The sequence below is a fragment of the Vibrio sp. TMPB1044 genome, assembly GCF_030442075.1.
GTDB classification, from domain to species: Bacteria; Pseudomonadota; Gammaproteobacteria; order Enterobacterales; family Vibrionaceae; genus Vibrio; species Vibrio satsumensis.
In genome coordinates this window covers 1-11880 of the sequence record NZ_JAUJED010000020.1, presented here as the reverse complement: position 1 = coordinate 11880, position 11880 = coordinate 1, and the positions used below count along the sequence as shown (strand labels likewise).

Sequence of the window (11880 nt, the reverse complement as noted above, 5' to 3'; positions counted from 1 at the left end):
AATGCCAGTCTTATGCGTATTGCGGGTTAGTTTTTTCAGTGTCGATATCGAACTTAGCAATTGCTTCAACAACTACTGATTTCTCGATGTCACCACGTTTAGCCAGTTCAGTTAGAGCTGCAACTACGATGTAGCCAGCGTTAACTTCGAAGTGACGACGTAGGTTTGCACGGCTATCAGAGCGGCCGAAACCATCTGTACCAAGTACTTTGTAAGACTCAGTTGGCATGTACGCACGTACTTGCTCAGCGTAGTTCTTCATGTAGTCAGTCACTGCGATTGCAGGTTCTTTACCAAGAACAGTCGTGATGTACGGTACTTTCTCTTCAGCTTCTGGGTGAAGCATGTTGTCACGCTCTACCGCTTGGCCGTCACGAGTTAGTTCGTTGAACGACGTTACTGAGAATACGTCAGATGCTACGCCGTACTCTTCGCTTAGAATTTCAGCGGCTTTACGCGCTTCGTTCATGATAGTACCAGAGCTCATTAGTTGAACTTTGCCCTTAGCACCAGCGTGAGATTCAAGCTTGTAGATACCCTTACGGATGCCTTCTTCAGCGCCTTCTGGCATTGCTGGCATTGCGTAGTTCTCGTTCATTACTGTTAGGTAGTAGTAAACGTTCTCTTGCTCAGGACCGTACATGCGACGGATACCGTCTTGCATGATTACTGCTAGCTCATAAGCGAACGTTGGGTCGTAAGAGATACAGTTAGGGATCGTGTTCGCTTGAATGTGCGAGTGACCATCTTCGTGCTGTAGACCTTCACCGTTCAGTGTTGTACGACCAGCTGTAGCACCTAGTAGGAAGCCACGAGCTTGTTGGTCACCCGCTAGCCATGCCATGTCACCAATACGTTGGAAACCGAACATTGAGTAGTAGATGTAGAACGGGATCATTGGTAGGTCGTTCGTGCTGTATGAAGTTGCAGCTGCAACCCATGAAGCCATAGAACCTAGCTCGTTGATACCTTCTTGAAGTACTTGACCAGACGTTGCTTCTTTGTAGTAAGAAACGATGCCTTTATCTTCAGGTGTGTATTCTTGACCGTGTGGGTTGTAGATACCAACCTGACGGAATAGACCTTCCATACCGAATGTACGAGCTTCATCACAGATGATAGGAACGATGTTCTTACCGATGTTTTTGTCTTTCAGTAGGATGTTTAGCGTACGTACATAAGCCATAGTTGTAGAGATATCACGCTTCTGTTCACCTAGTAGAGGTGCGAATGCGTCTAGCTCAGGAACTTTGAATTCTTGAGTGAACTTAGGCAGACGTGCTGGCGTGTAACCTTGTAGGGCTTTACGACGAGCATGTAAGTATTCGTACTCAGCAGAACCTTCTTCCAAAGTCAGGTAAGGAAGCTCAGATACTTTCTCATCAGAAAGTAGATCTTGTAGACCTAGACGGTCACGTAGATATTGTACGTGAGTCATGTCCATCTTCTTAACACCGTGAGCGATGTTCTTACCTTCTGCAGCTTCACCCATGCCGTAACCTTTAACTGTTTTAGCTAGGATTACTGTTGGTTTGCCACCTGTCTCTTTTGCATTGTTGAATGCAGCGAACAGCTTAGAAGAATCGTGACCACCACGCTTCAGTTCGAAGATTTGGTCGTCAGTCATGTCTGCAACTAGTGCAGCTGTTTCTGGGTACTTACCAAAGAAGTGCTCACGTACGTATGCGCCATCTTTAGATTTGAATGTCTGGTAGTCACCATCGATAGTTTCGTTCATTAGTTGAAGAAGCTTACCAGTAGTGTCTTTAGCTAGTAGAGAATCCCAGTTGCTACCCCAGATAACTTTAACAACGTTCCAACCTGCACCTTTAAATAGGCCTTCAAGTTCTTGGATGATGCTACCGTTACCCATTACAGGGCCATCTAGACGCTGTAGGTTACAGTTGATTAGGAAACATAGGTTATCTAGCTTCTCACGCGCAGCGAAAGAGATAGCACCACGTGATTCTGGCTCATCCATCTCACCGTCGCCTAGGAACGCGTATACGCGTTGCGCGGAAGTATCTTTAAGACCACGGCCTTCTAGGTACTTAAGGAAACGAGCTTGGTAGATCGCAGAGATCGGACCTAGACCCATAGATACTGTAGGGAACTGCCAGAACTCAGGCATCAGTTTAGGGTGCGGGTAAGAAGGGATACCTTTACCATCAACTTCTTGACGGAAGTTATCTAGCTGCTCTTCAGTTAGACGACCTTCAACGAATGCACGAGAGTAGATACCTGGAGAGATGTGACCTTGGTAGTAAACTAGATCGCCACCGTCAGTCTCGTTTGGAGCACGGAAGAAGTGGTTGAAACATACTTCGTAGAACGCTGCTGCTGACTGGTAAGAAGCCATGTGACCACCAAGGTCTAGGTCTTTCTTAGAAGCGCGCAATACGATCATGATTGCGTTCCAGCGAATAATCGAACGAATACGACGCTCAAGAGTTACGTCACCAGGGTAAGCTGGCTCTTGTGCTGCTGGAATTGTGTTGATGTAGTTTGTGTTGATGCCTGTAGCCATATCAACACCATCTAAACGCGCTTTATCTAGAACTTGTTCTAGTAAAAACTGTGCACGTTCTACACCTTCTTCACGTACTACTGACTCAAGAGCTTCTAACCAATCTTGAGTTTCCAGAGCATCAACGTCATGCTTCATGTCAGACATGGCGATCTATCCTTTTTGTTAGTTGGATTCTACTAAACACGTAAAAAGCCGAAGTATTACGGCTATTTACCCTGTTGAATTCGACGTAAAGAACGTTCGCGGCGCGATTCTTCTTTGGTCAAATCCAGCAATGTTTCTTCGATATAAGCTAAATGAGAGTGTGACATTTCACGCGCCTGTTCTGGCTGTCCTGAAACGATCGCATCTACAATGTTAGCTCGATGTATACTCACTTTCTCCACAACGTCTTTACGACGATGCAACAGCTTTAAATTCTCTAAGACGTTTTGTTCGAGTAACGGAGCCAAACTACGAACAATGTGTAATAACACCACATTGTGCGCGGCCTCTGTTAAAGCAATAAGAAAAGCCATCACCGCTGCTGATTCGGCTTCAATATCACCTTTATCTTGCGCGCCATGAATCTTTTCTTGGCATGCTTGAATACGAGCAAAGTCTTCATCAGTGCCACGCAATGCCGCGAAGTAAGCCGAAATCCCTTCCATCGCGTGACGCGATTCCAACAAGTCTAGTTGGGTTTCAGAATGGGAGGACAACAAATTAAGCAAAGGATCTGAAAAGCTTTTCCAGATATTTTCGCTAACAAACGTCCCCCCACCTTGACGGCGAGTAAGCAAGCGTTTTGCTTCTAAACGTTGTATCGCTTCTCGGATTGAAGGACGAGACACATCGAACTGTTTCGCCAGTTCGCGCTCAGGCGGCAGCTGCTGCCCAGGAGCCAGTGTTCCTTCCACTATCAACCTTTCTAACTCTTGTTCGATAACATCGGAGAGTTTTGGCTGACGAATCCTTTGATAAGCCATAGTTTGTTGTTCTTCTTTTTCTTCGCTGACAATTGGTAATACCAATTTTAAGTTGGGCAGAAATTAACATAATTAAAACGCTACTGTCCAGTGTAAAATTGACCTGCATCATAGAATGCAGGGTGAATTAACCGTGACTTAACAAATGAAATTTAAAACGGCAACCAAATTGGTCTTACCATTTACAGGGCTAATACTTTTGGGGAGGTTTCGTGCTAGAAAATTTCAGGATAAAAATGAATTGTTTCAGAAAGATTAGTGTCACTTGTTTAAAAATCAAACCAAACGCACATTTAGGATGGAAATCCTGTTCATAACCTTTAACAAATGGGCGTTTGATAAGCTCGTCACACTCTTGGTTTATTGCTGCTCTTCCCTCCACCACTTTCTTTACATAGCAACAACAAAAATTCACAAGTGGTTATGCTAAACGTTGATTAAGCAAGGCTCTGTAATTGGTAGAGCCATGAAGAAGGTGAGGAATTAGAAGCGCAATTTACCTTTAAATTTTGTCCAGTCGAAGACCAAACCTGGGTCTGTTTTGCGTAAAGGTGCTATGTATTGATGGCCAGTGATACGTTCATTAGTGATCTGAGGAAAGCTTGATACCAGTTTTTCCGTTAGCTCAGTCAAGGCTTGATACTGCTGCTCTGTATAGGCGACAAAGTCACTGCCTTCCAGTTCAATACCAATCGAGTAATCATTACACCGCTCTCTACCTGCAAAGCTCGACTGACCGGCATGCCAAGCACGGTCAAGAAACGAAACAAACTGAACAACCTCACCATCACGACGAATTAAGCAGTGTGCTGATACGCCCATTTGGTGAATCACCTTAAAAAATGGGTGTGCTGACGGGTCTAGATTACCTGTAAAAAACTGTTCGATGTAAGGCCCACCAAATTGACCCGGAGGCAAACTAATATTGTGAACCACCAGCAGAGAGATATCATCGACACTTGGTCTTGTATCAAAATATGGGGAAGGAACATGCCGAGCGTTGTCGTACCATCCATTGGAGCAGATCGTCATCTTGGTCTCACTTTCTTTTTTGCCAGCACATAGATTGTGACCTTGCCCATAGAGCAGTCGCGCTAGCCTCTTTAATTTGAAGTTAAGCAAGAGTATCATTCCATTCCCACTCCCTTTCAAGATTAGATTTGCGATGAAAAACACACATAACAGCCACCAACGCCTTGACTACTTAAAACAGCAACTGCCTCTAGAGATCACTCGTGCAGTCGCTGAGACCATCAAAGAAGATCTAGGTGGAACGTTAGATCCAGCGGCTGATATTACGGCAAGTCTAATCCCTGCAGACGCAGTCAACAGTGCAACCATCATTACCCGTGAGCACGGCGTGTTCTGTGGTAAAGCTTGGGCTGATGAAGTGTTTAAGCAACTGGGCGGTGAAGTGACTATCGAGTGGAATGTAGAAGATGGCGACAAGGTTGAACCAAACCAAACGCTTTGCACGCTAACAGGCCCAGCACGCGCGCTATTAACGGGTGAGCGTAACGCAATGAACTTCATTCAAACACTGTCTGGTTGTGCGACGGCAACTGCTATCTACGCAGACAAAATCAAACACACAGAGTGCCGTCTGTTAGATACTCGTAAAACTATCCCTGGTCTACGTAGTGCACTAAAATACGCTGTAGCGTGTGGCGGTGGCTTCAACCACCGTATCGGTGTTTTCGACGCTTACCTAATCAAAGAAAACCACATCATCGCTTGTGGTGGCATTGAGAAAGCTATCTCTACAGCAAAAGAGCTAAACCCTGGTAAACCTGTGGAAGTAGAAACGGAAAGCCTAGCAGAACTAGAGCAAGCGATCAGCGCTGGCGCAGACATCATCATGCTAGACAACTTCACCACAGATATGATGCGTGAAGCAGTTAAAATCAACGCTGGACGTGCAGCACTAGAAAACTCTGGTAACGTGACGCTAGATACCATCGCTGAGTTCGCTGAAACGGGTGTTGATTACATCTCTGTAGGCGCGTTAACTAAACACCTTAAAGCCATGGATCTATCAATGAGATTCAAAGCGTAATTTACTGAATAGTAAATAGTTTCCCTAAGGGCACTGTTGATAGCAGTGCCTCTTTTATTGCCTTAATTATCAGTATTTCAAGCAGTTATTTAAGTTGATCGCATAAATTTGCGTGCTATATGAAACACTGCACTAATAAATACTAAACCACTCGCGACCGCACCTGAACGCCATTCCACTTCCACATCTCGACTTCTATTCTTTCCATCAACCAGTGCCTGCACTGAAACAAACTAAAGAATGGAATGAGAAGAATGAATAACCAGAACAAAAGAACAAATCAGAAAGGTTTCACGCTGATTGAATTGATGATCGTGGTGGCGATTATCGGTGTATTGTCTGCGATTGCGGTACCTGCTTATAAAGATTATGTATCTAAAAGTGAACTAGCTTCAGGGTTCGCCACTATAAAATCGGTCTTAACCCCTGCAGAACTTTATGTGCAAGAAAATGGGTCTTTATCAGGAGCTCAACCTAGCGACCTAGGGGTGTCAGCTGGCGCAAATAGTTTAGGTACTATAGGGGTAACGTCAACTTCTACAGCAACAGCTATAACATTTACTCACGTAGACGGCGCCGTAGCTGGTTCTATATTTACATACACTAGAGATTCAGGTTCAGGTTGGACGTGTGCTCTGGTTCCTGTTCCAAGTAGTCTTGATGCTCCAAAAGGCTGCTCATAGGTGGTAACCAACCTCCCAACCATCCTCCGTCAGGCTGGATTACTTAGCCTGACTCAAGAACAAGCCGTGGCGGAACATGTGCAAGCTTCAGGTGTTTCGACACCTGAAGCTCTGCTCGTTCTTGAGCTCTTCACAGGTGATTCCTTAGCAAACAACATAAAAACCATTTTCGGTTTGCCGTTAGTGCAGCTTGCCAATGTTGATTATGAAGTCTTGTGCGACCAATTAGGGCTTCGCGAGCTAATCACCAAGTATCGTGCTATCCCGATTTCAGTCTCTAGCTCGACTCTCACACTCGCCTCTGCTGACCCGACCGATTTACAAGCGGAAGATGACTTTCGATTTGCGACAGGATTACAGATCGAATCGGTTGTCGCCAACCACTCCGAATTAGAAGGGGCAATAAGAAAACTGTATGGCCGATCTATTTCCGGGCAAGATTCTAAACGCAAAGAGATCACTCAAGATGAACTCGCCAATCTTGTTGAGGTCTCTGACGACGAGATAGCGTCGATTGAAGATCTCAGTCAAGATGACTCCCCTGTCAGTCGCTTTATTAATCAAATACTGGTTGATGCGGTACGCAAAGGTGCATCAGATATCCACTTTGAGCCCTATGAAGAACACTACCGAGTGCGCCTGCGTTGTGATGGCATCCTTGTTGAAATACAGCAACCCGCTTCCCATTTAAGTCGCCGTTTATCTGCTCGTCTTAAAATACTCGCCAAGCTTGATATTGCCGAACGTCGCCTACCTCAAGATGGACGTATAAAACTGCGCCTGAATGACGACCTAGCAATTGATATGCGTGTATCTACACTACCAACTTTATGGGGAGAAAAAATAGTACTGCGACTGCTTGATAGCAGCGCTGCCAACCTCGATATCGACAAGCTCGGTTATAGCGAAGACCAAAAAGCACTCTATCTCAATGCGCTAAAACGCCCACAAGGGATGATCTTAATGACAGGGCCCACTGGCAGCGGAAAAACCGTCTCCCTTTATACTGGCCTTAGAGTGCTAAACACTACGGAACGCAACATCTCAACAGCTGAAGACCCGGTGGAAATTAACCTATGTGGTATCAATCAGGTACAAGTGACACCTAAGATCGACTTTGGATTTGCTGAGGCGCTGCGATCATTTTTACGACAAGATCCCGATGTGGTAATGGTTGGAGAGATCCGCGACTTAGAAACCGCAGAGATAGCGATCAAAGCATCGCAAACTGGTCACTTAGTGCTTTCGACACTGCACACTAACTCTGCAGCGGAAACCGTGACTCGACTCGCTCATATGGGGATAGAACCCTTTAACCTAGCTTCATCACTGAGTTTGATTATCGCTCAACGACTAGCAAGACGATTGTGCAACCATTGCAAAGAAGTTGACGACTCACCGGACATATTTCTGCGTCACTCGATTCCTAACAGCCGAACCATCTACAAAGCTAATCCCCAAGGGTGTAATGAATGTAATCAGGGATACTCAGGCCGAGTGGGTATCTATGAAGTGATGCCTTTTACCGACAAGCTCAAGACCAGCCTTATCAGTCAACCCAATGCGCTAGCGATTGAAGATCTCGCGCGTCGAGAAGGCATGAGAACTCTGCAAGAGTCAGGGCTAGATAAATTGCTTGAAGGCACCACCAGCTATCAAGAACTGCAACGTGTTCTGTACCTATAACCGAATGGAGCACCAATGAGTAGCAAGTCCAAACAATCACAATTAAAAAGCTATCACTGGAAAGGCATTAATAGCTCAGGCAAGAAAGTGTCTGGGCAGACCTTAGCGCTCACCGAATTGGAAGTACGAGAAAAGCTCAAAGAGCAGCACATTCAGATTAAGAAAATCAAAAAGAAAAGCATCTCAGCCGTCACTCGTTTAACCCATAGAGTCAAAGCCAAGGACATCACTATTTTAACTCGGCAGCTCGCTACCATGCTGGCTACTGGCGTGCCTATCGTGCAAGCCATCAAGTTGGTCTCAGACAATCACCGCAAAGCAGAAATGAAATCGATTTTATCGCACATATGCAAAGGTGTAGAAGCCGGCACGCCAATCTCAAAAGCGATGCGAACTGCAAGTCGTCACTTTGATGACCTCTATACTGATTTGGTCGCGACAGGCGAACTCTCCGGCAACCTCGCACAAGTGTTCGAACGCTTAGCGACCTATCGAGAAAAAAGCGAGCAGTTAAAGTCTAAAGTCGTCAAAGCACTGATTTATCCTGCCATGGTGGTCACGGTAGCACTGACCGTTTCTTATTTAATGCTGACCATGGTGATTCCGGAATTTGAGTCGATGTTTTCAGGCTTTGGCGCCGACCTACCTTGGTTCACTCAACAAGTACTCTACCTTTCCCATTGGATGCAGACTTACAGTTTTTATACGGCTGTAGGTATAGGGCTTGTTGTCCTGATTATTTACCAACTGTGTCAGCGTTCCCACTCGTTCAGACTGTCTGTCAGTCGGCTAGGACTACGTTTTCCTGTTCTCGGTGGCATATTAGCCAAAGCCTCTATTGCCAAATTTAGCCGAACCTTATCAACAAGCTTTAGCTCTGGTATTCCGATTTTAATGAGCCTCAAAACCACAGCCAAAACCGCAGGTAATCTGCATTATGAATCAGCCATCATTGAAGTTCATCGAGAAACAGCTGCAGGCATGCCGATGTATATCGCAATGCGTAATACCAACGCCTTCCCCGAAATGGTGTTGCAGATGGTGATGATTGGTGAAGAGTCTGGCAACCTTGATGATATGCTCAACAAAGTCGCCTCGATTTACGAGTTTGAAGTAGACAACACTGTCGACAATTTGGGCAAGATTTTAGAGCCACTGATCATCGTGTTTTTAGGCACCGTGGTTGGTGGGCTTGTGGTTGCGATGTACTTACCGATCTTTAATCTTATGAGTGTGTTAGGATAGTTAAAGCAACTAAACACTCATGAGCAGCAATCTCTGCTCACTTTGATTAAGTGGTAAAGGACACTATGGAAGTATTTCACTACTATCCTTGGCTATTCCCCGTATTAGCTTTCATTTTTAGCCTTCTTATCGGCAGCTTCCTCAACGTAGTCATACACCGTTTACCGATTATGATGGAACGCGAATGGCAACAAGAGTGCTCGGAATATTTCTCTCAATATAAAATTCCAGCACCAGAGGGAAAGTTTAATCTCAGCATTCCTCGTTCAACCTGCCCGAAATGCAAAACCCAATTAAGAATCGTCGACAATATTCCAGTGTTAAGCTGGTTGTTCTTAAAAGGTAAGTGTCACAGCTGTGCCAATCCAATCAGCGCTCGCTACCCTTTGGTCGAACTGCTTACCGCAATACTTTGTACAATGGTTGCTAGCCACTTTGGTTTCAGTTACTACGCTATTGCTTTGATTTTTTTCACGTTTGCATTGATTACCGCAACCTTTATCGATCTCGATACTATGCTGTTGCCTGATCAAATTACCTTACCTTTAGTTTGGTCCGGTATCGCGTTAGCTCTGTTTAATATCAGCCCAGTATCGCTTCAAGATTCCGTGGTTGGTGCAATGGCAGGTTACCTAGCACTTTGGTCGGTTTATTGGCTGTTCAAGCTGTTAACAGGCAAAGAAGGCATGGGTTACGGTGATTTCAAGTTATTAGCTGCGCTTGGCGCTTGGCTTGGTTGGCAACACCTCCCAATGATCATTCTTCTATCCTCACTTGTCGGCTTAGTTTTCGGATTGATTCAACTTCGCTTGAAACAACAAGGCATAGATAAAGCCTTTCCATTTGGACCTTACCTTGCGATTGCGGGTTGGGTGAGTTTGATGTGGGGCAACGACATCATGGGCTGGTATTTCACTTCTGTACTAGGAATTTAACCATGGCAATCATTATCGGATTAAGTGGTGGTATCGCAAGTGGCAAAACCACCGTCGCTAACCTGTTCAATGAACACTTTAATATTGATATTGTTGATGCTGATATCGTGGCACGTGAAGTAGTCGCTTTGGGCAGTGACGGCTTAAAACAGATTACAGACCACTTTGGTGAGTCTATCTTGCTTGACGATGGAACACTCAACCGCAGCAGGCTGCGTGAGCTGATCTTCTCTGATCCTAAAGAGAAGCAGTGGCTCAATGATCTTCTTCATCCCATGATCCGTGACAAAATTGACAGTGACCTGTCTAAAATCACATCCCCGTATGGTTTATTAGTCGCACCGCTATTGGTTGAAAACCAAATGCAAGGCATGACCGATCGCGTATTAATCGTTGATGTGCCAGCAGAAGTGCAAATAGAACGAACGATGAGTCGTGATAATGTTTCTAGGGAACAAGTTGCATCAATTTTAAAATCACAGGCTTCAAGAGAACAACGCTTAGCAGTTGCAGATGACGTGATTAAAAACCATACTAAAAACCAAGAACTTTTGCCTCAAATCACAGATTTACATCAAAAGTATCTGGCAATCAGTGCTGTAGATGGGTCAGAATAGAACAATGTTGAATGAAGGTTTGCTCGATGATCACCCATAAATTTGAACATCCTCTAAATGAGAAAACACGCATCTACTTAAGAGTCGAATCACTCTTGAGGCAGCTACACTTGTCTTCTACATTTTCCGATGCTCAACAGTATCAACTCTTTTTCCGTTCCATCTTTGATCTGATTGAAATCTTCGAACAGATCCAACTCAAGAGCGAACTCGCAAAAGATATTGAGAAACAACGTGTAACCTACAAAAGCTGGTTAGATGTTGAAGGTGTCGATCAAGAGATGCTGACATCATTGCTTACTGACATTGGTAACATCTATCGTGATCTGATGCAGGCAGAGCGTTTCGGGCAATCACTTAAGGAAGACCGCTTTCTAAGTGCGATTCGCCAACGCTTTAATCTTCCAGGTGGCTCATGCTGCTTTGATTTACCCGCACTGCATTATTGGCTGCACCTTCCGCTCGATAAGAGAATGAGAGATGCTAAAGCTTGGATGGATAGCCTACAGCCTCTGTATGAAGCGCTAACACTATGGTTGAAGCTCACCAGGGAAACAGGGCACTTTAAAGAGCAAATCGCTCGTGCTGGCTTCTTTCAGAGCGATGCCGATGAAGCGAATATCCTTCGTCTTTCGATTCCAATGCAATACGGTGCCTACCCGATGATCTCAGGTCACAAAAACCGCTTTGCTGTTAAGTTCATGAGCTTTGAGACGGGGCAAGCTTGTACTCAAGATATCGAGTTTGAATTGGCGATCTGCAGCTAATCAGTTTCCTTTTATAGTTTGGCTTGAGTCCTCACTCGAGCCTAAACTCACTATTATTATCCCTCAAATTAAGAATCACTATGTCGAAGAAAATCACCATCGTTAAATGCCCTCAATGTAATACTGACGTTGAATGGGGTGAACAAAGCCCACACCGCCCGTTTTGCAGCAAGCAATGTCAGATGATTGATTTCGGTGAATGGGCAGACGAAGAAAACAGCATCGCTGGCGCACCAGACATGTCTGATAGCGATGGTTGGTCGGAAGATCAGTACTAAGATTCGAGATTCGAGATTTGATATGGCCCCTAAAAAGTAGACACAGGGGTTTAGTTGATTAGTTCAAAGTCCATGGGACTCACTCCACCTAGAGTCCCATGTCTTCTTACTGGAT

General features: G+C 44.9%; 11 protein-coding genes. 8 read left to right on the top strand and 3 right to left on the bottom strand.

Annotation, left to right across the window (positions count from 1 at the left end; genetic code table 11):
* Positions 1 to 10: 10 nt before the first annotated feature.
* From aceE to ampD, 3 genes are all read right to left on the bottom strand, one after another.
* Complete coding sequence (gene aceE, locus QQ041_RS13740; RefSeq protein ID WP_086711966.1) at positions 11 to 2674, bottom strand: pyruvate dehydrogenase (acetyl-transferring), homodimeric type; 2664 nt, start codon at positions 2672 to 2674, stop codon at positions 11 to 13.
* Positions 2675 to 2736: 62 nt separating this feature from the next.
* On the bottom strand, positions 2737 to 3498 hold the full coding sequence (pdhR, locus tag QQ041_RS13735) for a pyruvate dehydrogenase complex transcriptional repressor PdhR (RefSeq protein ID WP_016768209.1): 762 nt from the start codon (positions 3496 to 3498) through the stop codon (positions 2737 to 2739).
* Positions 3499 to 3981: 483 nt separating this feature from the next.
* On the bottom strand, positions 3982 to 4530 hold the full coding sequence (gene ampD / locus QQ041_RS13730) for a 1,6-anhydro-N-acetylmuramyl-L-alanine amidase AmpD (protein WP_132981888.1): 549 nt from the start codon (positions 4528 to 4530) through the stop codon (positions 3982 to 3984).
* A 133-nt stretch (positions 4531 to 4663) separates the two neighbouring features.
* Between ampD and nadC the strand changes: the two genes are divergently transcribed.
* The 8 genes from nadC to yacG all read left to right on the top strand — a co-directional run bounded on the left by nadC (position 4664) and on the right by yacG (position 11765).
* Positions 4664 to 5554, top strand: coding sequence for a carboxylating nicotinate-nucleotide diphosphorylase (nadC, locus tag QQ041_RS13725; RefSeq protein WP_285954237.1), 891 nt, complete (start codon positions 4664 to 4666; stop codon positions 5552 to 5554).
* Between the two features lie 254 nt (positions 5555 to 5808).
* Entirely contained in the window at positions 5809 to 6237 is a 429-nt protein-coding gene (locus tag QQ041_RS13720) for a prepilin-type N-terminal cleavage/methylation domain-containing protein (RefSeq protein WP_285954236.1), read from the top strand.
* Entirely contained in the window at positions 6238 to 7923 is a 1686-nt protein-coding gene (gene pilB, locus QQ041_RS13715; protein ID WP_285954235.1) for a type IV-A pilus assembly ATPase PilB, read from the top strand. It begins immediately after the preceding gene.
* Positions 7924 to 7938: 15 nt separating this feature from the next.
* Positions 7939 to 9168 carry a type II secretion system F family protein gene (locus QQ041_RS13710; protein WP_285954234.1) on the top strand — a complete coding sequence of 410 codons (1230 nt, stop codon included), beginning with the start codon at positions 7939 to 7941 and terminating at the stop codon, positions 9166 to 9168.
* A gap of 65 nt (positions 9169 to 9233) precedes the next feature.
* Positions 9234 to 10103 (top strand): A24 family peptidase, encoded by an 870-nt coding sequence (locus tag QQ041_RS13705; protein WP_017058945.1) that lies wholly within the window; start codon positions 9234 to 9236, stop codon positions 10101 to 10103.
* 2 nt (positions 10104 to 10105) lie between these two features.
* Positions 10106 to 10720 (top strand): dephospho-CoA kinase, encoded by a 615-nt coding sequence (coaE, locus tag QQ041_RS13700; RefSeq protein WP_285954233.1) that lies wholly within the window; start codon positions 10106 to 10108, stop codon positions 10718 to 10720.
* A 26-nt stretch (positions 10721 to 10746) separates the two neighbouring features.
* Positions 10747 to 11487: a cell division protein ZapD gene (gene zapD / locus QQ041_RS13695; protein WP_076655026.1), complete on the top strand. Its 741-nt coding sequence runs from the start codon at positions 10747 to 10749 to the stop codon at positions 11485 to 11487.
* Between the two features lie 80 nt (positions 11488 to 11567).
* On the top strand, positions 11568 to 11765 hold the full coding sequence (yacG, locus tag QQ041_RS13690) for a DNA gyrase inhibitor YacG (protein WP_019823814.1): 198 nt from the start codon (positions 11568 to 11570) through the stop codon (positions 11763 to 11765).
* The last annotated feature ends 115 nt before the right edge of the window (positions 11766 to 11880 follow it).